Annotated in this window: 22 protein-coding genes; 9 read left to right on the top strand and 13 right to left on the bottom strand. The window is 69.0% G+C overall.

The window, feature by feature from the left end; translation table 11 throughout:
- Positions 1 to 168: 168 nt before the first annotated feature.
- The 8 genes from ACOGI9_RS02855 (at position 169) to ACOGI9_RS02820 (ending at position 8,790) form a co-directional block, all read left to right on the top strand.
- Entirely contained in the window at positions 169 to 1,329 is a 1,161-nt protein-coding gene (locus tag ACOGI9_RS02855) for a cystathionine gamma-synthase (RefSeq protein WP_419858396.1), read from the top strand.
- Positions 1,330 to 1,478: 149 nt separating this feature from the next.
- Positions 1,479 to 2,468 (top strand): M48 family metallopeptidase, encoded by a 990-nt coding sequence (locus ACOGI9_RS02850; protein WP_419858395.1) that lies wholly within the window; start codon positions 1,479 to 1,481, stop codon positions 2,466 to 2,468.
- Between the two features lies 1 nt (position 2,469).
- Positions 2,470 to 3,795: a phosphoribosylamine--glycine ligase gene (gene purD, locus ACOGI9_RS02845; protein ID WP_419858394.1), complete on the top strand. Its 1,326-nt coding sequence runs from the start codon at positions 2,470 to 2,472 to the stop codon at positions 3,793 to 3,795.
- A 4-nt stretch (positions 3,796 to 3,799) separates the two neighbouring features.
- Positions 3,800 to 4,651, top strand: a complete 852-nt coding sequence (mutM, locus tag ACOGI9_RS02840; protein ID WP_419858393.1) for a bifunctional DNA-formamidopyrimidine glycosylase/DNA-(apurinic or apyrimidinic site) lyase — start codon at positions 3,800 to 3,802, stop codon at positions 4,649 to 4,651.
- A 163-nt stretch (positions 4,652 to 4,814) separates the two neighbouring features.
- On the top strand, positions 4,815 to 5,408 hold the full coding sequence (locus ACOGI9_RS02835) for an RNA polymerase sigma factor (protein WP_419858392.1): 594 nt from the start codon (positions 4,815 to 4,817) through the stop codon (positions 5,406 to 5,408).
- Between the two features lie 58 nt (positions 5,409 to 5,466).
- Positions 5,467 to 6,252, top strand: a complete 786-nt coding sequence (locus ACOGI9_RS02830) for a hypothetical protein (RefSeq protein WP_419858391.1) — start codon at positions 5,467 to 5,469, stop codon at positions 6,250 to 6,252.
- Positions 6,249 to 7,850, top strand: coding sequence for a hypothetical protein (locus ACOGI9_RS02825; RefSeq protein WP_419858390.1), 1,602 nt, complete (start codon positions 6,249 to 6,251; stop codon positions 7,848 to 7,850). The genes ACOGI9_RS02830 and ACOGI9_RS02825 overlap by 4 nt, the downstream gene beginning before the upstream one ends.
- On the top strand, positions 7,843 to 8,790 hold the full coding sequence (locus ACOGI9_RS02820) for a hypothetical protein (protein WP_419858389.1): 948 nt from the start codon (positions 7,843 to 7,845) through the stop codon (positions 8,788 to 8,790). Before ACOGI9_RS02825 ends, ACOGI9_RS02820 begins: the two co-directional genes overlap by 8 nt.
- Positions 8,791 to 8,808: 18 nt before the next feature.
- On the opposite strand, the gene ACOGI9_RS02815 is transcribed toward ACOGI9_RS02820, so the two are convergent.
- The 11 genes from ACOGI9_RS02815 to ACOGI9_RS02765 form a co-directional block, all read right to left on the bottom strand.
- Positions 8,809 to 9,597 (bottom strand): Mrp/NBP35 family ATP-binding protein, encoded by a 789-nt coding sequence (locus ACOGI9_RS02815; RefSeq protein WP_419858388.1) that lies wholly within the window; start codon positions 9,595 to 9,597, stop codon positions 8,809 to 8,811.
- Positions 9,598 to 9,740: 143 nt separating this feature from the next.
- Positions 9,741 to 9,992, bottom strand: coding sequence for a NifU family protein (locus ACOGI9_RS02810; protein WP_419858387.1), 252 nt, complete (start codon positions 9,990 to 9,992; stop codon positions 9,741 to 9,743).
- 106 nt (positions 9,993 to 10,098) lie between these two features.
- The gene (locus tag ACOGI9_RS02805) at positions 10,099 to 12,498 is read right to left on the bottom strand and encodes a penicillin acylase family protein (protein ID WP_419858386.1); all 2,400 of its coding nucleotides are present in this window, start codon (positions 12,496 to 12,498) and stop codon (positions 10,099 to 10,101) included.
- Positions 12,495 to 13,070: a hypothetical protein gene (locus ACOGI9_RS02800; RefSeq protein ID WP_419858385.1), complete on the bottom strand. Its 576-nt coding sequence runs from the start codon at positions 13,068 to 13,070 to the stop codon at positions 12,495 to 12,497. Before ACOGI9_RS02800 ends, ACOGI9_RS02805 begins: the two co-directional genes overlap by 4 nt.
- A 4-nt stretch (positions 13,071 to 13,074) precedes the next feature.
- Positions 13,075 to 13,977 carry a hypothetical protein gene (locus ACOGI9_RS02795; protein WP_419858384.1) on the bottom strand — a complete coding sequence of 301 codons (903 nt, stop codon included), beginning with the start codon at positions 13,975 to 13,977 and terminating at the stop codon, positions 13,075 to 13,077.
- Positions 13,974 to 14,999 carry a hypothetical protein gene (locus ACOGI9_RS02790; RefSeq protein WP_419858383.1) on the bottom strand — a complete coding sequence of 342 codons (1,026 nt, stop codon included), beginning with the start codon at positions 14,997 to 14,999 and terminating at the stop codon, positions 13,974 to 13,976. The genes ACOGI9_RS02795 and ACOGI9_RS02790 overlap by 4 nt, the downstream gene beginning before the upstream one ends.
- 7 nt (positions 15,000 to 15,006) lie before the next feature.
- Positions 15,007 to 15,999, bottom strand: coding sequence for an ROK family protein (locus ACOGI9_RS02785; protein ID WP_419858382.1), 993 nt, complete (start codon positions 15,997 to 15,999; stop codon positions 15,007 to 15,009).
- A gap of 64 nt (positions 16,000 to 16,063) precedes the next feature.
- Positions 16,064 to 17,878, bottom strand: a complete 1,815-nt coding sequence (lepA, locus tag ACOGI9_RS02780; RefSeq protein WP_419858381.1) for a translation elongation factor 4 — start codon at positions 17,876 to 17,878, stop codon at positions 16,064 to 16,066.
- On the bottom strand, positions 17,875 to 18,648 hold the full coding sequence (locus tag ACOGI9_RS02775; RefSeq protein ID WP_419858380.1) for an MBL fold metallo-hydrolase: 774 nt from the start codon (positions 18,646 to 18,648) through the stop codon (positions 17,875 to 17,877). Before ACOGI9_RS02775 ends, lepA begins: the two co-directional genes overlap by 4 nt.
- A 30-nt stretch (positions 18,649 to 18,678) precedes the next feature.
- Positions 18,679 to 20,127, bottom strand: a complete 1,449-nt coding sequence (pyk, locus tag ACOGI9_RS02770; protein ID WP_419858379.1) for a pyruvate kinase — start codon at positions 20,125 to 20,127, stop codon at positions 18,679 to 18,681.
- 33 nt (positions 20,128 to 20,160) lie between these two features.
- Positions 20,161 to 20,490 (bottom strand): hypothetical protein, encoded by a 330-nt coding sequence (locus ACOGI9_RS02765; RefSeq protein WP_310756488.1) that lies wholly within the window; start codon positions 20,488 to 20,490, stop codon positions 20,161 to 20,163.
- Between the two features lie 332 nt (positions 20,491 to 20,822).
- On the opposite strand from ACOGI9_RS02765, the gene rpsU reads away from it, so the two are divergent.
- The gene (rpsU, locus tag ACOGI9_RS02760; RefSeq protein WP_310756486.1) at positions 20,823 to 21,023 is read left to right on the top strand and encodes a 30S ribosomal protein S21; all 201 of its coding nucleotides are present in this window, start codon (positions 20,823 to 20,825) and stop codon (positions 21,021 to 21,023) included.
- Between the two features lie 40 nt (positions 21,024 to 21,063).
- Here rpsU and ispG read toward each other — a convergent pair whose 3' ends face one another.
- Together ispG and ACOGI9_RS02750 are read right to left on the bottom strand one after the other, a co-directional pair.
- Complete coding sequence (gene ispG / locus ACOGI9_RS02755) at positions 21,064 to 22,221, bottom strand: flavodoxin-dependent (E)-4-hydroxy-3-methylbut-2-enyl-diphosphate synthase (RefSeq protein WP_419858378.1); 1,158 nt, start codon at positions 22,219 to 22,221, stop codon at positions 21,064 to 21,066.
- A 143-nt stretch (positions 22,222 to 22,364) separates the two neighbouring features.
- The gene (locus ACOGI9_RS02750) at positions 22,365 to 24,935 is read right to left on the bottom strand and encodes a vitamin B12-dependent ribonucleotide reductase (protein ID WP_419858377.1); all 2,571 of its coding nucleotides are present in this window, start codon (positions 24,933 to 24,935) and stop codon (positions 22,365 to 22,367) included.
- Between the last annotated feature and the right edge of the window lie 381 nt (positions 24,936 to 25,316).

The raw sequence follows: 25,316 nt of genomic DNA, 5'->3' as shown, positions 1-25,316 counted from the left end.
CCGTGAGATGGACGCGGGATCTTAAGGGTTGGACGTCCACGCGGCTTGCGGCGGCCTCTCCGGTCGCCCTCCCTTCACGGCGGGAATACGCGGGAATACCTTGCGCGCTGGACCCGCGATGCGTCGTGCCACGCGTCGTCTGCCTCTACCCGAGCCGGAGATGAAGACGTGGACCCAGCCGCCCAGAGGTTCGGAACCCGGGCCATCCACGCCGGGCAGCGCCCCGATCCCGCGACCGGGGCGATCATGATGCCGATCTTCCAGACGTCGACCTACGTGCAGGACGCCGTCGGCGCGCCGCGGGACGGTTACGACTACGCGCGGGTCAGGAACCCCACGCGCGAAGCCCTCCAGGCGAATCTGGCCGCGCTCGAGAACGGGCGGTACGGCGCGGCGTTCTCCTCGGGTCTCGCCGCGACGGAAGCGATCGTAAAGACGGTGCTCAAGGCGGGCGACCACCTCATCTGCGGAGCGGACGTGTACGGGGGCGTCGACCGCATGCTGCGCCACGTGTGGGAGCGGTTCGGCGTCGACTTCGATTTCGTGAACACGGGAGATCTCGATCAGGTGCGCGCCGCGATCCGGCCGGAGACGCGCCTCATCCACGTCGAGACGCCGAGCAACCCGACGATGACGATCACGGATATCGCGGCCTGCGCCGCGATCGCCCGCGATGCGGGCGCCGTATTGTCCGTCGACAACACGTTTGCGACGCCCTTTCTCCAGCGCCCGCTCGACGATGGCGCGGACGTCGTGATGCACTCGACGACGAAGTTCCTCAACGGCCACAGCGACATGATCGGTGGCGCCTTGCTCACGAACTCCGGCGAACTGGCTGAAGGGTTTCACTTTCAGCAGAAGACGAGCGGGGCCGTCCCGGGCCCCTTCGACTGCTGGCTCGTCCTCCGCGGCACGAAGACGCTGCACCTGCGCATGCCGGCCCACTGCCGGAACGCACGGCAGGTCGTCGACGTGCTGCGGGGGCACGATGAAGTCGAATCCGTTCGCTATCCCGGCCTCGAAGACCATCCGCAGCACGCGCTGGCCAGACGTCAGATGCGCGACTTCGGCTCCATGGTGAGCTTCGACCTGGGTACGGAGGAACGGGCCAACCGCTTCGCCGGATCGACGCGGGTGTTCCAGCTGGCCGAGAGCCTCGGCGGGGTCGAGAGTCTCGTGTGCGTTCCCTTTACGATGACCCACGCCTCGGTACCCGACGAAAAGAAGCGGGAGATCGGGCTGGGGCCGGGACTCGTCCGGCTGTCGGTGGGCGTGGAGGACGGTGACGACCTGGCGGAGGACATCGAGCAGGCCCTGGCCCGCCTCTGAGCGGCGGGGTTGCGGCGGTCCCGAAGGTCGAAGCGGTCCCGAAGGTTGAAACAGGTAATCCGGGCCGGACGTAAAGTCGGGAGCGCGGAATCCGGCCCCGCGAATCGGCCGGCTCACACGAGCGCGACTTGACGCGCAGGGGGTGATGGATGGCGGCAGGCGACGAACACCAGAGGCGGATCCTGACACAGATCGCCGCGGTCTCGTGGGAACACCCGGCGGACCGGGCGGCGCTGAATACGCTGCGCAAGATCCCCGGGTTCGATCTCCTCCTGCGCAAGATCTTCGCGCTGTTCGGCGAGCGCGCGATCCGGCTCGCCTTCAAGGCCAACGCGGTGCGTACGTCCGAGCGGCAGTACCCGTGGGTTCACGCGCGCCTGGCGCGCGTCTGCGAGGTACTCGACGTGGAGAAGCCGCCGGAGTGCTACATCTCGCAGACGCACCTGGTGAACGCGGGAGCGGTGGGGTTCGGCGAGCCCTTCATCGTCCTCAATTCCTCGATGCTCGAGATCCTCTCCGAGGACGAGGTCGAAGCCGTCCTCGGCCACGAAGTGGGACACATCATATCCGGGCATGTGCTCTACCGGACCATGCTGATCCTGGTGCTCAACCTGGTCGTTCTCCGCTATTCGTTCGCCGGCCTTGCACTTCTGCCGATCTACATGGGCCTCATGGAGTGGTACCGGAAGAGCGAACTCTCATCGGACCGTGCCGGGCTCCTCGCGGTGCAGAATCCGGAGGTCGCGATGTCCGCGCTGATGCAGCTTGCGGGCGGAGGGCGGGGCGTCTCTCTGGACCTCGACGAGTTCATCGCGCAGTCGGACGAGTACCGGGCCGGCGGCGATCTCCTCGACGCCGTCTACAAGGTGCTCAACGTGCTCGGCCAGACGCATCCGTTCGCCGTCATCCGCGTGGCCGAACTGCGCGACTGGATCGAGAGCGGCGCGTACGACCGCATTCTGGCGGGTGAGTACCAGCACCGGGACGAGAAGGACGACCGTCCGTATCGCGAGGATCTGCGAGAGGCGGCGAAAGGCTATCAGGACGGCGCGCGCGAACTCTTCGACGAGGTCGACGCCGCGGTGGATCGGTTGCGCGACCGGCTGACCGGCGCCTTCCGGGGACGCACGGAAGACTAGCTTGAACCTCCTCATCATCGGAAGCGGCGGCCGGGAGCACGCCTTCGCGGACTGCCTGCGCCGCGACGCGCCGGACGCCGCCATCTACGCGGCCCCCGGCAACCCGGGCATGCTCGGCACGGCGGAACTCGTCGACATCGGCGCCGCGGATATCGGAGGCCTGCTCGACTTCGCGGCGGCGCGGCGCGTCGACCTCACGGTCGTCGGCCCCGAAGCGCCTCTCGCGGCGGGCATCGCCGACCGCTTCGCCGAGGCGGGTCTGCCCGTCTTCGGGCCCGACCGGGCGGGAGCCCGCCTGGAAGCTTCCAAGGCGTTCGCCAAACGGCTGATGCGCGACTGCGGCGTTCCGACGGCGGATCACGAGACGTTCGACGATGCGGCGGCGGCGCTGGACTACGTCGCGGGTCACGACGAACCCCTCGTCGTCAAGGCCTCGGGTCTGGCGGCCGGCAAGGGCGCGATTGTCTGCGAAACGCGCGGCGAAGCCCGGACGGCGATCGAGGAGATGATGGTCGGCCGCAAGTTCGGGGACGCGGGCGGGCGGGTCGTGATCGAGGAGTTCATGCGCGGTGTGGAGCTGTCCGTGTTCTTCGTGGCGGACGGGGAACGCGCCGTCCCCCTGCTCACCTCCCGTGACTACAAGCGGGTCGGGGAGGGGGACCGCGGCCTGAACACCGGCGGCATGGGGGCGTACGCCCCCGCGGCGCCGGCGGATCCGGACTTCATCGACGAAGTGCGGCGCGAGATCGCGCAACCCGTGCTCGACGCGATGGCGGAGTCCGGCGCCCCCTATCGCGGCTTCCTGTACGCGGGGCTCATGCTGACTGCCACCGGGCCGCGCGTCGTCGAGTTCAACTGTCGGATGGGAGATCCGGAGACGCAGGTCGTCCTCCCGCTCACGAGTTCGAACCTGCTCGAACCGATGCTGCGGGTCGCGCACGGCGACTCGCTCGCCGGCTGGCGCCCGGAGGCCGCTCCCGGGCACGCGCTCGTCACCGTCATGGCGAGCGCCGGATATCCGGAAAGCTCGGAATCCGGACGGCCGATCGAGATTCCCGCCTTCGATCCCGCCGAGGTAAGGGTGTTTCACGCCGGAACGGCGATGAAGGAGGGGCGGCTGGTCACCGCCGGAGGGCGGGTACTCGGAATCACCGGGTTCGGCGGAACGCTCGAGGAAGCGGCACGACGCAGCCGCGAAGCCGCGGCCCGGATCCGATTCGATGGTGCTCATTCCCGGTCCGACATCGGCTGGCACGAACTGGATCCCGACCGCCTCGGGCCGGACGAATCGGCGCGAATCCACCCCTCGACCCTCCCGGGACACTAGTGTCGTGCCGGAGCTTCCCGAGGTGGAGACGATGCGACGGGATCTCGCCCCGCTCCTCCGAGGCCGACGGATCCGCCGCACCCGGGTCCATCACGACGACCTGATCCTCGGCGGGCTCTCGGCGCGGTCGTTTTCGCGCGCCGTGCTCGGGCGCACCTTCGGAGACGCGGACCGCCGGGCCAAGTACCTGCTCTTCCCGCTCCACGGGGCGGACGGCATCGACGGTCCGGTGGAGCGGTTGATGCGCGTCCAGGTCCGCATGACCGGCCGCTTCGCGCTCGCCCCGCAACGTCCGGACTCCCCCGAGTTCCGGCATCCGGGCCTCGACCTCGAACTCGACGATGGCCGGACGCTCTTCTACGACGATGTCCGCCGCCTCGGCGGCTTCGACCTGCTCACACCCGAGGCCTGGAGGGCCCGGGAGGCCGCGCTCGGACCGGAGCCCCTCGGCCGAACGTTCACCGCCGCCGGTCTGGCTCGCATCGTCGCGCCGCTGCGGGCGCCGATCAAGAACACGCTGCTGGACCAGCGGCGCGTCGCGGGCGTGGGGAACATCTACGCCAGCGAAGCGTTGTACCGCGCGAAGATCGACCCGCGCCGACCGGCTGGCTCGCTCGACGCGGACGAGGTGCGCCGACTGCACCGGGCGGTGCGGGCGGTCCTCCGCGAGGCGCTCGCGAGCGCGGGAACGACGCTGCGGGACTATCGCGCCGTCAACGGCCGCTCCGGCTCCTTTCAGACGCGGCTGGACGTCTACCAGCGGGAAGGCGTCGCGTGCCCGGCCTGCACCCGACCGATCCGCCGGATCGTGCAGGCCGGACGGAGTTCGTTCTTCTGTGCCGGCTGCCAGAGTTAGCGTCGTGCGCCCCGGGACGGGATCGGCGCATGCCGGCGACGGCCTCCGACGCGCATATTGGTCGCGCAGCCGTGTAGGGTGGGCCGGAACCCGGCGTACGGCGTCGGTTGCGACGACCCGGCCGCCGCCGGCCCGCCGCCGCGACCCGGAGGGGCAGGATCGAGTGAACTACTCGGATCACAGCGAGCAGACGCTGGTGGAGATGTGCCTCCGCGGCGATGAACGGGCCGCACGCGAGATCGTGCTCCGGTTCGAGCGTCCTGTCTTCTCTCTCATCTTCCGGATGGTGCGGGACCGTGAACTGGCGGAGGACCTGGCCCAGGAAACGTTCGTCCGCACGCTGAACAACCTCCGCCGGTACGATCCCTCCTACAAGTTCTCCTCCTGGCTCTTCAAGATCGGCTACAACCTGACGATAGATCATCTGCGCAAGAAGGAACTCGACGTCGTTTCCATGCACGGGGCGCCGGACGCCGTGACCCCGGATCGCCAGGCCGCGACGGAAATCACGCTGGTCTCGGGTGACGAACGACCCGATGAACTCCTCGAGGCCCGCGAACTCGGATCCGAGATCGAAGCGGCCATCGGGCGGCTGCGACCCGAATACCGAACCGCGATCCTCCTGCGGCACATCGAGGGGTACGCGTACGATGAGATCGCGCAGGTGATGGAGATCCCGCTCGGGACGGTGAAGACCTACATCCACCGGGCGAGAAACGAATTGAAGGCCGCTCTCGTACATCTGACGGAGCCGTAGCGGCCCGCGACCGCTTTTTCGCGGGTTCCAGCGCCTTCAGGGAAAAACAGGAGTGAACTTGTCGCATCTTACACCTGAGGAAGTCGAGCGATTCGCCAGCCGGAGGTCGGCGTCACCCCCCCGCGGGAAGACGGCCGACCACCTGGCGGCGTGCGCCCTGTGCCGGAAGGAAGTGGAGGCGCTGCGGGACGTCATCGCGTTTCTCGAGGGTCTGGCCCCGCATCGGCCGCCCGACGGATTCGCGGAGGGCGTCGCCCGGCGGGTCGACCTCGCGGGCGCCGCGCTCGATCACCGGTTGGCGGAGTTGCCCGAGTGGGCCCCCGCGCCTTCCTTCGCGAGCGACGTTCTGGCGCACGTCGACCTGCCCCACCCGGCGCTCGACCGCGCGCTCTCGAGGCTCCGCACCTGGTCTCCCGCCCCGGCATTCGCTTCGGCGGTGATGGCCCGCGTGCGACTGCCGGTCCCGTGGCCCGAACGCCTCCTGCGCTTCGCGCGGCGGCGACGGGCGGCGCTGGCCACGGCGGGCGCGGCCATGCTGACCGTGTCGGGCGGCGCCGCGGCCTGGCTGTTCGGCGCTCAGGGTCTGGCGCCCGGCCAGCTGCTCGCCGTTGCCTTCGGCGGCGCGCGCACCGTCCTTGTCGACGCCATGCTCGCGGCGGGCCGCCTGGCGTACCGTCTCGGACTCGTGGACGCGGGCGGATCGATCGTCGACCGGATCAGCCCCACCGCCGCGCTCGGCAGCCTGGCGCTGTCGAGTCTTGTCGGACTCGCCTCGCTCTGGTTCATGGCCAGGCTGTTCCGGCAGCCGGTCCCGCAGCGCGTGCGCATCGAGAGGGCCGCATGACCCGGGCGCTGGCGTTCCTCGCCTGTCTCGCGGTCGCGCTTCCCGTCAGCGCACAGGAGGTCGGCATCGCCGACGCCGCGATCACGCTCTCCGCCGGCGGGCGGGCGGAGTTGTGGTTCGAACTGGAGGGCGGGACCGAGCATCGACTTCGTTTTGAGGGCGAAGCCGTCGAGGTGGACGGAATCGGGATCGGATCCTATGCGGAGCGCGGAGGCCTGGAGAGCGCCTGGCGCGGTTTCCTCCGCGAACACGCGGGAGAGGATGCTTCCTCGGTACGCGGCGGCCTGGTGGAATTTCGACGGTTCCTGGAGGAGTGGACATCGTCGGAGGAGGCCGCCGACCGGGACGCGGCCCGGGCCCTCGCCGCCCGGATCGACGCGATTCTCGGGCTCACCTCGCCGTCGCCGGCCGGCGCGGCGCCCGCCCCTTCGGCGGGCGAGCCGGCAAGGGATATTTCCGGTCGGCCCGGACCCATGCAGATCGTCCCCGGCGGACTTGGCTTCGACGTCACCGGCGAACTGGACCGCCTGCGCGACGCGCTCGGGCGGCTCGGCGACTCGGGCGACTTCATCGAGGATCGGCTGGCCATGATCGTGCACGGCGACTACGAGCTCCTCGCCGAGGCCACGATCCCGGGAGATGTCGCCATTCTCGACGGCACGCTGAGACTCGCCGGGGGGGTCGAGGGCGACATCCTCGTGCTGGACGGTGCGCTCGTGCTGGACGGCGGTGCGCGCGTGCGAGGCGATGTGCTTCAGGTGGGAGGCGAGGTCGACTACGGTGAAGGTGCGTCGGGGGTCGAAGGGGAGATTCTCTCCGACATCCGGCTGGCGCCTCCGGCACCCCCCACGAGGGCGGCGACGGAAGCTCCCTCCGCTCGGCGGGTCGAGTCGTTCGAAGCCCCGATGCAGATGCGGCCCGCACAGCCGGGCCTCGGGTCGCGTATCGCACGCAACTTCGGGCGGGCCGCCGAGGGCGTGATCGCCGCGGGTTGCGCGTTCATGGTCCTGGCCGCACTCGGCTTGCTGCTCGTGTATGCCGGGCGCCGCCGGCTGGAGACCGTCTCGGACACCGTGCGGCTGGAGTTCGCCCGCTCGTTTGCGATGGGCCTCGCCGGGGAGGTGCTGTTCCTTCCCGTGCTTCTCGTCCTCGCCGTGCTCGTCATCACGTGGCTGGTCATACCCTTCTTCCTGCTCGCCGCAGGGCTCGCCGGGCTCTTCGGATATCTCGCGGCGGCCCACGCCGGCGGCGAGATCTTCGCCCGACGCCGCTTCCGCTCCGAATGGCTGGAGAGACTCCGCCGCTCGAACTCCTACTACTACGTCGTCAGCGGACTCGCGCTTCTGATGCTCCCCTTCGCGGCCGGCGCCGCCCTGTGGGTGTTCGGCGGCGCGGCGGATTTCGTGCGCGGCCTGATTCTCTTCGTGGCCGGCGTCGGCACATGGGTCGCCGTCACGGCCGGTTTCGGCGGTGTCCTGCTCACGCGGGCCGGCGGACGGAGCGTCGTGATCGACTGGTCCGCGGACCCCGCCACCGGCGAGGGCGCGTCGCCGGGCGCCGGAACCGATCCGCCGGCCGACCCCGTGGACGATGCCTGATGCCCGAATAGCCCGGGCAACCCGTGGCAGGGGCCCTGCCGCGTGGACGCTGCCGGGCCTGCTCGTTTCGCTGGCGCTCAGCGGTGGGGTGACGCCGGCCCGGGCGCAGGAGTGGCGGGATTTCCGCGCGGCGCGACCGCTCGGCGACCTGGAGGCGCTGGACGTCGAACTGATGTACGCGGGCGGGCGGCTCGACGTATCCGCCTCGGAGACACAACTCCTCTACGACGTGCGGCTCCGTTACGACGCCGAACGTTCCCTGCCCCGTCGTGAATGGCGTCGTGCGGGGCGCGCGGGACACCTTCGGCTGATCACGTCTTCGTCTCCGGAGGATGGGCGCGATGCCGACGATACCGCGCGGTTCGGCGACCTGGAGCTCGAACTCGAGGATCTTCCTCGCGACGCGGACGCGGCCGGGAGGCTGGATCTGTCCCTGAACTCCTCGGTGCCCACGGATCTGCGGCTGGGGATCGGTGCCGGACGAGCGCGCCTCGACCTCGGCGGCGCCCACCTTACGGCGCTTGAACTCCTCACCGGCGCCGGCGACGTGGAGATCGGCTTCGCCCGCGAGAACCGCGCGGCGCTGGAGTTGCTGTCCATCAAGTCGGGCGCCGCGGCCTTCATGGCCGAGAATCTCGGCAACGCCCGCTTCCGGCGCCTGGAGTTCTACGGTTTCGTGGGCGACGTCGTCCTGGACTTCTCGGGAGCCTGGCGGTCGAGCGCCGAGGCCGAGATCAGGATGGGGCTGGGCGAACTCCTGATGCGGGTTCCCGCGCATATCGGCGTCCGCGTGCGGCGCAGCGGACTCGCCTCGCTACGCGCCGCGAACTTCGAGAAGGTGGGAGACTACTGGTTGAGTCCGAACTGGGAGACGGCACGCGTGCGGCTGGAGGTCACGCTGGTCGCCGGACTCGGCTCCGTCATCGTGGAGCACGGCTAGCTCGTTGAGCACGGCTGGCTAGCCGCCCGCAGCCTCCTCGCGTGAGGCTTCCACCGCCTCGAGCCGGGTGACGGCCGCGGATGCGATGCGCGCGAAGGCCCGGGCTTCGGGTGCGGCCGGTCTTCCGATCGACGTCGGGACCCCTCGATCGCTCTCCTCGCGCACGGCCACGCCGAGCGGGACGGCGCCCAGGAAGGGCACGTCGATCGAGCCGGCGAGCCGCTCGCCGCCGCCGGCGCCGAAGATGTCGTGCGTCTCGCCGCACCCGGGACACGCGAAGCCGCGCATGTTCTCGACGATGCCGAGGACCGGCACATCGAGTTTCTCGAACATCCGGATCCCGCGCAGCACGCCCCCGACCGCCACATCCTGGGGCGTGGTCACCATGACCGCTCCGTCGACGCGTACGAGTTGACACAGCGACAACTGCGCGTCGCCCGTCCCCGGCGGCATGTCGATCACGAGGTAGTCGAGTTCCCCCCATGCGACCTGCTGAAGGAACTGGCGGATAACCCCCATGATGATGGGTCCGCGCCAGATCGCCGGAGCGTCCTCCTCGATGAGGAATCCGATGCTCATGAGCTTCACGCCGTGCGCCACCAGGGGCACGACCTCTTCGCGGTCGATCCGGGGCTTCTCCTGGATGCCGAACATGGTCGGAATGTCCGGACCGTAGATGTCGGCGTCGAGCAGTCCGACACGATGGCCCTCCCGCGTCCAGGTTGCGGCGAGATTCGTCGAGATGGTGGACTTTCCGACGCCGCCCTTTCCCGAACTCACCGCGACGACGCGACCCACGCCCGGCATGGGTGGCGCCTGAGAGGGGTGGCGTCTCGCCGCTTCCCCGTCGCCCGCCCTTGGTGGCGGTTCGGGACGCCTGGGAGCGGGGTCCATGATCGGAAGCGGCCGCGGGCCGGGGGTCGGTGTGTCGGACACGGGTTCGCGCTCGACTACGCGACGGCCTCGACGGAATGGACCGCTGGGAGCGCGTGGCAGAGGTGCTGTTCGATCCCGGCGCGAAGCGTCGCGGTCGACATGGGGCAGTCGTAGCAGGCGCCGACGAGCCGGACGGCGACGCGTCCGCTCTCCGGGTCGAACGAAACCAGCTGAATGTCCCCTCCATCCGAGCGCACCGCGGGACGGATGTCGTCGAGGACTCTCTCGATCTCGTCGAGCGTGCTCTCAACGGTGGCGGTGCTCAAATCGTCTGGATCCTGGCGCGGGTCGGGGAGTGCTTCCGTGCCCCGCGGACACCTCGAAGTCGACGTCCGGAGGGCTTGAGAAAGGTAGGATTCCGCCGTCCGGCGGTCAACGAGAGCCGGGCAGAAAAAGAAGTTCGCTTGCCGCCTTCGAGGGCGGACGGCCCGGGCGGAGTTCGATGAGCGGACTCTCCGTCCACACGGCGCCCATGTCCCGATAGTGCGGATCGAGCGGGTTCCCGGCCTGCCCCGTGGGCAGCAGGAAGTAGCCCGCCATGTCCGAGGGCGCGGCGCGGGCGACGAATCTCGAACTGGGGCCCGCCTCGCTCACGACGGGGACCTTCCACGCGGTGGAGTCGAGACGCGATCTCAGCGACGGAGCGTCGGGGCGAACCGTGTGGGGCCCGCCGCGCGACGGATAGGGTCCGACGTGGAAACCGAACAGGCGGTCGAGCCACGCCACGGTCCCGAGCGGGTGTGCCGACCGCTCGCGGTGGACCTCTCCCCACGAGCTTCCGGACACGGCCGCCGCGGTGCGGGCCGCCTCTTCCTCCAGCGTCTCGAGGCGCTCGACCTCGGGCGTGCGCGCATCGTCGATCCAGGCGCTGTCCGCGGTGTCGACGATCTCCATGAACGCGAGATCGGGGAACCAACCATCGCCGTCGTCGAACTCGTCGGCGACGATGAGTTCGCGAAGGCGGTAGAGCCAGGTGAAGAAGGGCGCGGCACCCCGGGACTCCGTTTCGGTGCGCAGATCCCAGCGCTCGAGCAGGAGCGCGAGCGAGTCGAGGCCGGCGCGGCGAGCGGCCCGGACGGCGCGCGGCCGGTAGCGCTCGGCCCAGAGGCTGTGGCTGTCCAGTTGCGTCTCGCGCATCTCCTCCACCGTCCAGCCCGACGCTCGAGACACGAGATCATCGATGCGCCGTGCCCGGAACGGCGGCGGGTAGTAGACGCCCACGCGTCCGAACAGGGTTCTCGCCTGGAGGTTGTTCGCGCTGACGAGATACCCCCGTTCCGGATCTCGCAGCGCCGGCATCGCTTCCGGCGGCCAAAAGCCGGGCCAGCCCTCGGGCAGGCGTTCGAAGGAAATCGGAGAGGCGCCCTCTCCAGTCGGGCGCAGGGGCACGGACCCCGCCATGCGGTAGCCGATCTCTCCGCTCGACGCCGCATAGATCACGTTCTGATGAGGCGAACGAAAGTGCGCCACCGCCGCCACGAACGCGTCCGCGTCGGAGGCCCGGTTCATCTCGAGCAGGGCCGCGAACGGCCCCCCGGGTTCGAGTCCCGTCCACAGCAGCGACAGCGTGAGTCCCCCGGCCGGCACGACGTCCGTGATCACCGGGCCGCGTACCGTCGAACGGACGACCCAGGTCTCCGGCTCGCCGCGCCCACGCACGAGAATCTCCTCCGTCCGGGTCTCGAAGGGTCGCCAGTCATCAGTGTCGCGATACATCGACCCGTCGAGGTTGATGCCTTCGACGACGAAATCCGCGTCATCCACCTCCGCGTTCGTGAACGACCAGGCGATATCCCGGTTGAGTCCGACGATGACGCCGGGCGTGCCCGGGATCGAGAGGCCCGCGACGGCCAGGCCCGAATCCTCGGCCGCGATGCCGTTCAGGTACCAGGTGGAGGGTGCCCGGAGGGCAAGGTGCATGTCGTTCGCGAGCAGCGAGGCGCCGTCCGCCGTGCGCGATCCGGCCAGCGCCCACGAGTTCGAGGCGTGGAAGCCGAAGCGGGAGAGCTGGATCAGAGGGTCTGGGGACGAAGCCGCGGGGTTCGGACCCACAGGAAACGGAGTCTCCGCGGAGGCGAGGCGGGGCGGCGGAGTGCCGGAGGGGAGCGTGTCCTGGAGGATGGTGGGTCCCCAGGCGGGGTATCCGGCCCCCAGCGCCCGCCGGTGATCCGCGTCGAGCGTCGCGAGCGCGCTCATCCGGTCCAGTTCCTCCCGCCAGTCGGAGAGGTCCAGCGACATGATGCGGCCGATCGAGACGGACGCCTGCGGGCTCCACGGCTGCGGCTCGATGCCGAGGATGAGGAACTCCGGGGGCCAGGGGCCCCGCCAGCTCGCGATGCGGGCGTTGACCCCCTCCGCGTACGCCTCGAGGAGGGCCCGCTCCGTCTCCGATACGTCGTCCAGTTCGCGGCCCGCCGCCGACCACACGTCCAGCGTACGCATGAGGCGGTCCGCGTCGAGGGCGGCCGGACCGAAGAGTTCGGCCAGGCGCCCGCGCGCGACCCGCTGGAAGAGCTCCATCTGCCACAACCGGTCGGAAGCGTGGATGAACCCCTGGACGCGCACGACGTCGAGTTCGGTCCCGGCGGAGATGGAGGGGATCGCCCACTCATCGAACGTCACCGCGGCGGGCGCCGCCAGGCCCGGGAGGACATGCTCGCCGGATCTCGGCTGCATGGATCGTTGCAGGTGGAACCACGCAAGCGTCGTGAGACCCCCCCCGATCACGAGGCCCGCCGCCAGCCCGACTCCCGCGCGGCGCCGAAGGCTCACGGGTCCGGTCGGTCCGGGGGAGCGGGAGATGGCGGTCCCGCGTCGAGCAGGGCGTGGCGGAGCGAGACGTAGCGCTCGCCGTCACGAATCACGAGGGCCCTGGCGACGAGATCATCGAGCAGCCCGCGTACGCGGTCGAGAGGAAGTTCGAGCCGGTCGGCGAGCGGCGAGGCTCCCGTGCGCCCGAGACTCCACACCTCGCGCCACACCTCGGTGGCGCCGGGGTCGAGCGCGCCCATCAGCAGCGGTTCCCCATCGGTACTCTCGGCGGCGGCGGCGAGCCCCCGGTGCCGGAGGACCGAGTCGATGGGTCCGAAGTGGTGCTCCGCGATCCCGCGAAAGAGGATGAAGGACCGGCGCGTGGAGGCATCGGACGCGAGCAGGACGAGCTTCGCGACGATTTCGTCCGCGCACGAGAAATCGATCACGGGGACGTGGCGCAGGTCGAGTACCGCAAGGACCGTGCGGTCCGCGTCGGCGATCTGGCGTTCGACCGTCGCCCGCACCGTGCGCCCGGTGGGACGTGTCACGAGGTAGCTGAACAGCGTCGTGTGAGCGACGGCCGGTCTCACGAGATCACGCCCTTTCCCTCTCGACCCGCTCGGGCAGGACGATCAGCACCTGAGCGCCGGGAAAACGGGGCAGATCCGTGCTGAGCGGCTCGCCTTCGTCCCAGTCCGGCACCCTGGCGATACTCGCATCGCCGCTTCGGATACGGATGGCGCCGTTCCACTTGATGATCTGGCTGCGGATCGCCTGGAGGCCCTGGCCGCGGCCGGGATCGGGGAAGCGCGACTCGCCGTGCAGAAAGGCCGCCTCCAGCGCCGCGGCCGCCGACCACCGCTCCCCGTACCGGCGCGCATGCTCGGCGCCCAGGGAGCCCTCGAAGCCGACGCCCACGTCCATCACGGCGAGCACGACGACGTCGCGGCCCAGACGCCGTCGCCACCGGTATCGCTGCGCACACACCCAGCCGATCGAATCGGCGTGTTCGAGGATGTTCTGGCACACCTCCGACAACATGACGGAGAAGTGGATCACGGCCGGCCGGGGGTAGCCGAGCCGGTCGTGCAGGATGCGCTGGGCGCGGTCCCGCACACCCTCCACGACCGAATGGACATCTTCGTGGGAACGGATCGTCGTGACTTCGATGAGGGCGTCGGAGATCTCGAGCGACGGCTTCGGCAGGCGCTTCAGGTCGAACACCTGTGCGGCGGCGGGCCAGAAGCGCATGCGGTTGATATAGGAGCGGACCTCGGAGTCGCGCGGAGGCTCGATCAGGGGCGGCAGTCCGGTGCGCAGGCGCGCCTCCTGGCCGACCGCCAGAAGGCCGATGAGCCCGTACGGCGAAACCCAGCCGACGGAGCGGGCATCGAGCAGGAGACGCGCCTCTGGGTTGCCCTCCGAGCGGACGCGCCGGACCAGCGTCTCGAAGGAGGACTCATCCAGGCGTTCGGGGACGCGGACGACCCGGCTCACGCGGAACCCCGCCTGCGACTGCCCGCCCTGCCGGTCAGGACGCCGGTCTCGGAGCGCAGGTATTCTCCGAGCCCGGATGCGCCGCGGAAACCGGCGTTCCGTTGCGCGGCCCGCGTCGCCGCACTGACGGAGGACTCGAGGTCCCCGCCGCTCAGCATCGTCACGAAGCAGGTCGCCCCCCACACGTCGCCGCAGCCGGTCGGGTCGCCCCCCGATACCGGGACTTCGGGCTCCACCTTCCCGCTCACGAGCGCTTCCGCGGGCGCCACGGCACCGGGCGGCGGGCGCGGCTCCGTCGGCGCCTTCCAGAAGCCGCGGGTCGCGACCCAGGCGGCGCCGCGCTCCCCGAGCGTGACGAGGAGGCCGCGCGTGACCGGACCCACGACATCGGCGGCGAACGCCCAGGGATCTTCCCAGCCCGCCGCCAGCGTGCCGAGTTCCTCCTCGTTCAGCTGCACGACATCGAAACAGGAAAGCCAGGCGCGCCAGTCTTCGAGCGGACGCGGAGAGCGCACGCCGTCCGGCCCCACGCCGAGCATCAACGAGTGCAGATCCGCGTAGACCGGACCCTCCGCCGCCGCCCGGAGGGCCGCCGCGGCGGAGAGGTCCATCTCCCAGCCCGCGATGAAATTCACGTAGATCGCATCGCACGAGCGGGCGAGCGGCACGAGTTCGTCGCGGGTCCACCCCGGCACGCCGCCGGTGAGCTTCTCCGAGCGCCGCGCGTCGTCGAGGTAAACGAGTTCGACCCGGTTGTTCGGTTCCGTCACGGTCCACACGCCGTCGAAGGAATCGACTCGCTCGAGCCCCCCGAGGAAGAGATCCGCCGCCTCTCGCATGTCCTTTCCGACCTTGAGAATCGGAAACAGGCTCCAGCCCCCTCCGGCCGCCGCCGCAGCGGCGTCGGCCGCGGCCAGCGCATAGGCGATCCCTCCCCATTCCTCCACGGGTCCCTCCCGGCCGACATCCCGTGCGCGAATCGTATCCCACACCATCGTCCCCACGACACCGAGCCGCGGCATCGGTGGCTCAGAGGGGTCCGAGCCGCGCGACGCGGAACACGGCGGCGGCGCCGATGACTCCCGCGAGGCCGCCGAGTTCGGTGCGCACGATCCGGCACGCCTCGGCCGCCGGCTGCAACGCCCGCTTCCTGACCTCGCGGCGCAGGGGATCGAACAGGTGCTTGCCCGCGCGCGTCACCCCCCCGGACACCACGATCATCTCCGGGTTGAGAATATTGATGAGGTTCGCGAGGCCGGTCCCGAGATACCCCGCCGTCTCCCGCATCACGTCGGCGGCGTACCGGTCGCCCGCCACGATGGCGTCGGATACGGCTGCGGCCGTAACCGCCCGCAGGTCGCCGTCCACGAGATCCAGAAGCATGCTCTCGGCGCCCGCCTCCAGTCCTTCCACCGCGCGCGCCGCGATCGCCGGTCCGGAGGCGTAGGCTTCCAGGCAACCGTAGCTGCCGCAGGCACACTTCCGCCCCGTGGAGTCGATCGTCATGTGTCCGATCTCGGCGGCCGCATCCGAGGCCCCGTGGTAGAGTTCGCCGTCGAGTACGATCCCGCCCCCGATCCCCGTCCCCAGAGTGATTCCCACGAGGTTGCCGACCCCGCGCCCCGCACCCCGCCACCACTCCCCGAGCGTGGCGGCGTTCGCGTCGTTGTCGAGTTCGACCTCGAGTCCCGTCCCCTTCGCGATCAGGTCGCGGAGCGGGAAGTTCCGCCACCCGAGATTCGGCGTCTCGATCACGGTGCCCGTCTCGCGGTCCAGCGGCCCGGGCGCCCCCATCCCGACCCCGACGATCGCGTCCTCCCCGAATCCGCCCTCGCGCGCGGCATCGCGCATCACCTCGCGGATCATCGACACGATCCGGTCCACGACGAATTTCGCGCCGATGTGGGCATCCGTGGGCAGGGTACGCATGCCGAGCACGGTGCCGCCGTCGACCGGGACGGCGCCGACGTTGATCGTGGTCCCTCCCAGATCGACACCGATGACGTGCTTTCTTCCGCTCACACCCCTGTCCGCGTCTCGCTGGTGGGACGACGCGCCGCCGACCGCGCTTCGGAGAATCATAGCACTAGTCGCTTTCGACCTGCAGGACGGCGAGAAAGGCCTCCTGGGGAATCTCGACGCTTCCGACCTGCTTCATGCGCCGCTTCCCCTCCCTCTGCTTCTCGAGGAGCTTCCGTTTTCGCGTGATGTCGCCTCCGTAGCACTTGGCGGTCACGTTCTTGCGCAGCGCCTTCACCGTCGTCCTCGCGATGACGTCCCGCCCGATCGCGGCCTGGATCGCCACGTCGAAGAGTTGCCGCGGGATGAGTTCCTTGAGCTTGCGGGCCATCTTCTGCCCGAAGTCGTAGGCCCGGCTCCGGTGCACGATGACGCTCAGCGCGTCCACGGGCGCCCCGTTGAGGAGGATATCGAGCTTCACCAGGTCCGAGGGCTCGTGGCCGGTCACCTCGTAGTCGAGCGACGCGTATCCGCGAGACACGGACTTCAGCTTGTCGTAGAAATCCAGCACGATCTCGCCCAGGGGCATCGAATACGAGATCTCGACCCGTGTGGGATCCAGGTACTGGAGGTCGACGTACTTCCCGCGCCGGTCGTGGCAGATCTTCTGGATCGCGCCGATGTAGTCCGCCGGCGACACGACGCGGACCCGGACGAAGGGCTCCCGCACTTCGTCGATGTGGACGCGGTCCGGCATCTTCGACGGGTTCTCGAGCTGGATCTCGTCCTTGTTCGTGAGCGTGACCTGGTACTCCACGCTGGGCAGCGTCGTGATGAGATCGACGCCGAACTCGCGATCCAGTCTCTCCTGCACGATCTCCAGGTGGAGGAGCCCCAGGAAGCCGCACCGGAAGCCGAAGCCGAGGGCGCCCGACGTCTCCGGTTCGTAGTGGAGGCTGGCGTCGTTCAACTGGAGCTTTTCGAGCGCCTCTCGGAGTTCCTCGAACTGGTCGGAGTCCGTCGGATAGAGGCCGGCGAAGACCATCGGCTTCGCTTCCCGGTAGCCGGGGAGGACCTCCGCGGCGCGGTCTCCGGCGTCCAGCACCGTATCGCCGACACGCGTATGGCCCACGTTCTTGATCTGGGCCGTAAGGTACCCGACCTCCCCGCAGCGGAGGGCGCCGGTGCGCTCGAACCCGAGACGCATGAAGCCGACCTCGTCCACCTCGTAGACGGCGTCGTGGCGTCCGAACCCGATACGCATGCCCTCGCGAAGTTCGCCATCCACGACGCGCAGCATGGGCATCGCGCCGCGGTAGCGGTCGTACTGCGAGTCGAAGATCAGGGCCCGCAGCGGCGCCTCGGGGTCTCCGTCCGGAGCCGGGACGCGCTCGACGATGGCGTCGAGAACCTCGTCGATCCCCGCCCCTTCCTTAGCCGAGGTGCGGATCGTCGAGGCGGGATCCACGCCGAGCAGCTCCGAGATCTCCGCCGCCACGCGTTCCGGGTCGGCGGCCGGGAGATCGATCTTGTTGATGACCGGGACGACTTCGAGATCCGCTTCGAGCGCGAGGAAGAGGTTCGCGAGGGTCTGCGCCTCGATGCCCTGCGTGGCGTCGACGACGAGGAGGGCCCCTTCGCACGCGGCGAGACTCCGGCTCACCTCGTAGGCGAAGTCGACGTGCCCCGGCGTGTCGATGAGGTTGAGCTGATACTCGACCCCGTCCCGGTAGCCGTAGGCCATGCGAATCGCGTTGAGCTTGATCGTGATCCCGCGTTCCCGCTCGAGTTCCATCGAGTCGAGGACCTGCTTCCGCATGCGGCGCGCATCCACGGCGCCGGTACGCTCGAGGAGCCGGTCGGCCAGCGTCGACTTCCCGTGGTCGATGTGCGCGATGATCGAGAAATTCCGGATGCGCCCGGTGCCCGGGGACGGGGTCACAGCTCCACCACCAGTCCGTCGTACGCGGGCGCCACGCCGGCCGGGAGTCGCCGCTCGATCTCCTCGTGTCTCGTCCGGTGCGCGATGTGCGTGAGGTACGTGCGTGCCGCCCCGAGTCGACGCGCCGTCGCCACGGCCTCCTCCATCGAGAAGTGTCCGGGGTGCGGGTCGCCGAACCAGAGCGCGTTCGCCACGAGGACGTCGACGCCCGCGAATACCTCCAGCGCATCCTCGGGCACGGACTTCGCGTCGATCAGGACCCCGAGACCGCCGAGGCGGAACCCGTAGCTGCGGTACGCTCCGTGCGGAAGCGCCACGACCTGCAGCGCGAGCCCGCCGGGCTCGATGACGTCGCGGTCGTCGAACAGCGTCAGATCGAGTCGCGGCACCGCGGAGCCGGGCTGGGGGCGGGCATCGCCCCAGATATAGGAGAAGCGCCTCCGGATCCCGGCGTCGAACTCGCGCGCCACGTACAACGGGATGGGCCGGCGCTGCCGCAGCGAGAAGACCCGCAGATCGTCGATGCCGTGCGTATGGTCCGCGTGTTCGTGCGACAGAAAGACGGCGTCGAGCCGTTCGACGCCCGCCCGCAGCAGCTGAAGCCGGAGTTCCGGGGGCGTGTCCACCAGGAGACGGGTCCCGCCGGTCTCGATGAGGAGTCCGTGGCGCGTACGCCGGTCCCTGGGGTCCGGCGAGCGGCAGGTCGCACAGTCGCAGCCGATCACCGGAACCCCGAAGGAAGTACCGGTGCCGAGAAAACGGACTCTCACGGGCCGGGCGTCAGTGGCGGAGGAGCCGGATCACAACTCTTCGACGCGCATCATGTTGGTCGTCCCGGGGACGTGGAACGGGACTCCGGCCGTCACCACGAAACGCTGCCCCGCTTCGCCCATGCCCAGTTCGAGAGCCACATCCCGGGCCTTGTCGAGCATGCTCGAATAGCTGATGCCGCCGTGGAAGAGGATCGGCTGCACGCCCCACACGAGCGCCAACTGGTTGTACGTCCTCCACTGGTCCGTGATCGCCAGGATCGGGACGGAGGGACGCTGCGCCGACACGATGCGGGCCGTGTAGCCGCTCTGCGTGAACGTCACGATGAACGGCGCGCCCACGCGCTCGACCGCGATGAGCGACGATGCCGCGATCGCTCCCGACGTGGTCTGCTGGATCTTCGAGAAGCCCTCCACCTGCTTGCCCGCCCGCCCGGTCCGCCCGAGGCGCTCGTGCTCGATGCGACGGATGATGCGGTCCATGGTGAGGACGGCCTGCACCGGATACCCGCCCGCGGCGGTCTCGGCCGAGAGCATCACCGCGTCGGTGCCGTCGAGCAATGCGTTCGCGACGTCCGACACCTCCGCCCGCGTCGGCTGCGGGCTCTCGATCATCGACTCGAGCATCTGCGTCGCCGTGATCACCGGCCGCGCCCGCTCCTGCGCCAGGCGAATGATCCGCTTCTGGATCATCGGCACTTCCTCGTAGGGCAACTCCACGCCGAGGTCGCCCCGCGCCACCATGACGGCGTCGCTCAGAGGCAGGATCTCCGCCAGGTTCTCCAGCGCCTGCGACTTCTCGATCTTCGCGATGAGCAGGCACCCGCGGTCCATCTTCTGGCGGGTCGTTTCGAGGTCGGACGGCTGCCGCACGAAGCTCAGCGCCAGGTAGTCGATGACCTGTTCGACGGAGAACTCGATGTCCGCGATATCCTTCTCGGTCAGCGCCGGCGCCCCGACCCGCACGCCCGGGAGGTTGATCCCCTTCTGCGACTTGAGGACGCCCGCACTGAAAGCCACGGCCGAGACCCACGGCGGGTCATCCGAGACTTCCCGGACCGCGAACTCGAAGTGGCCGTCGTCGAGCAGGATCCGGTTTCCGGGCGCGACCTCCTCGGCCAGCTCCGGATAGGTGGTCGGAATCTGTCGGTGCGGGGAGCTGCCGGCGGGAGCGTCATCGCCTTCGGGAAAGAACCAGTATGTCCCTTCGGGCTCGATCTCAAGCTGGTCGCCGGGCAGATCCCCGACGCGGATCTTCGGTCCTCCGAGATCCCCGATGATCGCCACCGGCCGGCCGACATCGCGGGCCATGTCGGAGATCCTCCGTACGAGGCCGGCGGCACGATCCGTCGGTGTGTGAGTGAAGTTGATGCGGACTGCGTCGGTGCCGACTTCAATCAGGTCGTGGAGCACGTTCGGATCCCAGGAGGCGGGTCCGATCGTGCTGACGATCTTCGCTCTGCGGAAACCTGCGCTCATCCGTGGCCCAAACGGCGTGGGAGGCCACGGTTCCTATCCAGGCAGCCGGCCGGCCTCCGAGAGATCGGGTCGGTGGGCTACGATCCACTCGTGCATGTGCTGCAACTGGCCGAGCGGGAGCCCCTCGAGGGATTTCACCTGCAAGCCCGGGATGATACAGGCGGCGGCACGGCGGAGAAAGTAAGCGCGCTGGCGGCGGCGCTGTTCCGGGTTGAGGCTCGTTCCGCCGGGGATGTCCGGTATCGGTTCCATGAGGCGGCGGTAACTGTAGACTTCGCGGGCGGAGAACTCGGCGGGGATCAGATAGGCGTGGCCTTCGAGTTCGAGGGTGCCGTCGGATGAGATGGCGACGGGACCTGCCATGTTCAGCCTCCTTACGTCTTACGTAGCAGCCAGAGACGCAAAAGACCGTGCCGCCGGAAGGTCGGACAATCTCCATGATTCCCCTTCATCCCAGCCGCACGGTCCTCGGGCTTCCAAGACGTACTATAGGCTTGAACGTGCCCCCGATGCAAACGTCCCGGCCCGATCCCCGCGTCGGGTGCGGCCGCCGGACGCCACCCGGAAGAGGGGCGGGCCCCGGCCGGGCGCGGGCGGGACGGACGGGATATTTGACGCACCGCCGCGGGGGCCGCTAAACTTCGGCCCCGTTGTGCCTACGGGTCGTCAGAGTTGCCCTGCCAGGAGGCTTACACTTGCAGTACACGCTACGCGACAACGAGGAACTCGACCGCGCGCTGCGGAAATTCCGCCGCAAGGTTCAGCGAGCCGGGATCTTCCGCGATATCAAGAAGCACCGGTTCTACGAGAAGCCGAGCGAGGCGCGTCGTCGCAAGATGAAGGCGGCGGAACGCCGTCGGCGTCGCCGTCGGCGTCGCCAGAAGGCCCGCCGCTAGCCCGGCTCCCGCCACCCGCCGCCGGTTCTCCCCGCGGTCCTCAGGAAAAGCGGCGTTCGACGTAACCGTCGAGAATCTGCAGGAACTCCTCCACAATCCCATCGCCGCGCAGCGTCGAGTGGTGCTTGCCATCGACGTAGACGGGGGCGGTCGGCGCCTCCGCCACGCCCGGCAGCGAAATGCCGAGGTCCGCATGCTTCGACTCGCCGGGCCCGTTGACCACGCACCCCATCACGGCCACGGAGAGGTCCTCGACGCCGGGGTAGCGCTCCCGCCAGGCCGCGAGGCGATCCGCGATATGGCTTTCGACGTCGAGCGCCAACTGCTGGAAGAAGGTGCTCGTCGTCCTTCCGCAGCCGGGGCAGGCCGTCACCTGAGGCTTGAAGCTCCTCAATTCGAGCGACTGCAGAAGCTGCTGGGCGATCCGAACCTCCTCGGTCCGGTCGGCGCCGGGTTCCGGCGTCAACGACACGCGGATCGTATCGCCGATCCCTTCGGAGAGCAGGATGGCGAGGGCGGCCGACGACGCGACCGTGCCCTTCCGCCCCATCCCCGCTTCCGTGAGTCCGAGGTGCAGCGGGTAGTCGCAGCGGGACGCGAGTTCGCGGTACACGGTCACGAGGTCCGGCACGCGCGACACCTTCGCGCTGAGCACGATCCGGTCGGACCCGAGACCTAGGCTTTCCGCGGCTTCGGCGGAGGCCAGTGCGCTCTCCACGATCGCGTCCAGGGTCACCCGGTGCGCATCCAGCGGTTCCGCGCGGCGCGCGTTCTCATCCATGAGCCGGGTCAGGAGCATCTGGTCCAGCGAGCCCCAGTTGACCCCGATGCGGACCGGCTTGTCGTGCTCGATCGCGCAGCGGACGATCGTCGCGAACTGCTCATCGCGCCGCTTTCGGCCGACGTTCCCCGGGTTGATGCGAAACTTGGCGAGGGCGGCGGCGCAATCGGGATGGCCGGGCAGGAGAATGTGCCCGTTGAAGTGGAAGTCTCCGACGAGCGGGACTTCGATGCCCTGGCCGGAAAGATGTTCCGCGATCCGCGGCACCGCGCGGGCGGCACGTGGCGTATTCACCGTGATGCGGACGATTTCCGAGCCCGCCTCGTGGAGTGCCCGGACCTGATCCGCGGTGGCCGCCACATCCGCCGTATCGGTGTTCGTCATCGACTGGACGACGATCGGATGGGCGCTGCCCACGCGGACGCCTCCGATATCGACGGATATCGTCGAGCGACGCGAAGAAGACGGAGTGTTCAAGGGCTTCCCCCGGCGGTTCGGTACGCGGGCGGCCGGACGCCGATCCAACCCCCGAATCTACTGCCGCGGGCGAACCTGTGGCGTCAGCCGCACTCGCTGTAGCCGCAAGCGTAGCACTTCGCGCAGCCTTCCTCAAAAGCGAGGCTGCTGCCGCACTCCGAGCACGCTCCGAGGAAGAGCCGGGCCGCCGACTCCTGGTAGCGTTCGATCACGGGGCGTTGCGACGACCGGGCGCCCCCATTCGTGTTCTTTCTCCGGGCGGTCTCGACGTCCTCGATGGGGAGCGTCTGCTGAATCCCTTCCTTCTCCTCGAGATAGCGTTCGATGACCTGAGCGATCGCGTCGGGGCCGGAGAGCACCTTGCTCGCCCCGAGTCCGACGGCCCGGTCGGAAGAGATCCCGCGCAACTGCTTGTGCACATCGCGCAGTGAAATCCCCGAGCGCAGGGCGAGCGAACAGAGCCGCCCGATGGCTTCCGCATCCGCCATCGCCGCCCCTCCCGTCTTGCCGAGGGCGACGAAGACCTCGAACGGGCGTCCCTGATCGTCCTCGTTGATCGTCACGTACATCGTACCCAGCGGCGATTCGATCTGCCGGGTGTGACCCCGCAGCACGGCGGGCCGTTGCCGCCTCTCGACGCGGCGCATTCTCGAACCTTCGAGTTCGGTGATCCGCCGCTCCTTCTGCTCGACCGCATTCTCGAGCTTCCGGTTGTGCGCCTGCAGTTCGCTGTTCTGCGCCTCCGCGGCGGCGAGCCGGGTCAGCGTGTCCGCGAGATCTCCGGCGAATTCGGGCCCCACATCGACGGCTTCGAGCTCGACTCCGTCCGCCGCAACGGCCGAGCCGCTCTCGCTCGTCTGGCGCTGGACATCCTTCGCCGTGCTGCCGGTCGACAGCACCTGCTCGTCACGCGACCCATCGCGGTAGACGGTGACTCCCTTGCACCCCAACTCGTGCGCCATCTCGTAGATCTTGCGCACGTCCTCCTCGGTGGCGGTCGTCGCAAAATTGCACGTCTTCGAGATGGCGGAGTCGCAGTGCGCCTGAAATGCCGCCTGCATGCGAATGTGCTGCTCGGGCGGAACATCGTGCGCCGTAACGAAGATCCCCTGGACATCCCCCGGCACTTCATCGAAGTGGATGTGGCCCTCGTCGGCGATGCGCTGCATCAGCTCCTCGGAGTACCAACCCCCTTCCTTCGCACGGCGCACGAAGTCCGGATTCACATCCGGCATCAGCACGCCTGCCTGATTCCTCATGAATGCGACCGCGAACAGCGGCTCGATTCCACTTGAACACCCCGCAATGATCGAGATGGTCCCCGTGGGGGCGACCGTCGTCAGGTTGCAGTTGCGGAGCCGGCGTTCGGGGCGGATCCGATTGCCGTCGGCGTCCCGCGCGCACGTCTCATCGGGACCCCAGATCGATCGTTCCCACTCGGGGAAGACGCCGCGCTCGGCGGCCAGCCGTTCGGACTCGACCCTGCATTCCTCGTCGACGAACGCCATCAACTCGCGCGCGAGTTCGACCGCGCGCTCGGAACCGTAGGGCTCGCCGATCCTTACGAGCATGTCGGCCCATCCCATGATCCCGAGACCGACGCGGCGGATCCGCTGGGACAGATCTTCGATCTTCGGGAGCGGGTAGCGGTTGGCATCGATGACGTTGTCGAGAAAACGGGTCGATTCGTGGACGGCCTCGCCGAGCCCGTCCCAGTCGATACGCCCCTGATCGTCGACGAAGTAGCCGACGTTGATCGAGCCGAGATTGCATACGTCGTAGGCGAGCAGCGGCTGTTCGCCGCAGGGGTTCGTGGCTTCGTAGTCGCCGAGGTGCGGAACCGGGTTGTAGCGGTTCGCCTCGTCGATGAAGAAGACCCCGGGCTCGCCGTTCCGCCACGCGCTGGAGATGATGCTCGAGAACACCTCCCCGGCGTTCAGCTGATCCACGACATCGCCGGTCCGCGGGCTGATGAGATCGTAGTCCGAGTCCGTCCGGACCGCCGCCATGAAGGCGTCGGTGACGCCGACCGAGATGTTGAAGTTCGTGATCCGGGTCTTGTCCGCCTTGCACTCGATGAAATGGCGGATATCGGGATGATCGACGCGCAGGATGCCCATGTTCGCGCCCCGTCGCGTGCCGCCCTGCTTCACGGCCTCGGTCGAGGCGTCGTAGACCTCCATGAAGCTGACCGGGCCGCTCGCCACGCCCATCGTCGACTTGACGACGTCACCGGACGGACGAAGGCGACTGAAGCCGAATCCCGTGCCGCCCCCGCTCTGATGGATGAGGGCCATGTCCCGCAGCGTCTCGTAGATGCCGTCGAGGCTGTCCGGAACGGGAAGCACGAAGCACGCGGAGAGTTGCCCGAGCGGACGCCCGGCGTTCATGAGCGTGGGGCTGTTCGGCTCGAAGATGCCGTCGGCCATCAGGCGATAGAAGCACTCGGTGCGTTCGAGGATCGCCTCGTCCGTCGCCCCGTAGCGGCCATCCTGCGACGCGACGACATCGGCCACGCGCCAGAAGAGGTCGCGCGGCCCCTCGATGGGCTCGCCGCGATCGTTCTTCTTCAGATACCGGCGCGCCAGGACCGTCCGCGCGTTCTCGGAAAGTCCGGGCTCGGCGAGGTCGGCCGGCCTGGCATTGGATCCCATCCGTGTCTCACCCCGTACCGGGGCGCTCGTCGACGCGCCCTCCCGCACCGCCACATCCGGTGGATTCATTGCCGCCCCCGCCTTCCTGTTCTCGACCGTCCGCAAATCAGGTCAATCCGCGGAAAAAACCGGCTTCGGCCGGGACCCGACGACCGCGCGAGTCGAATGCCGGCCTAGGCCGGGAAGCCTGACGGGCGCGGAGATCGACATTACCCCGCGCCCATCGTTCTGGTTGTTTCGATGCGATCGCTGTGGATCGTCGGGCGGTTTTCCACGACTCCACAGCTTTTCCACACAAAATCCGTGTTTTTTCCACACGCACCGCTATATGTGGTGGCCTTCAAATGATAACTACACCATATGTTGTGGTCAAGCCGGAGA

Origin of the sequence: Candidatus Palauibacter irciniicola (assembly GCF_965208695.1) — a bacterium.
In the GTDB taxonomy this organism is placed as follows: Bacteria; Gemmatimonadota; Gemmatimonadetes; order Palauibacterales; family Palauibacteraceae; genus Palauibacter; species Palauibacter irciniicola.
The sequence above is the reverse complement of the archived record's forward strand: the minus strand, read 5'-3'. Positions and strand labels throughout refer to the sequence as shown.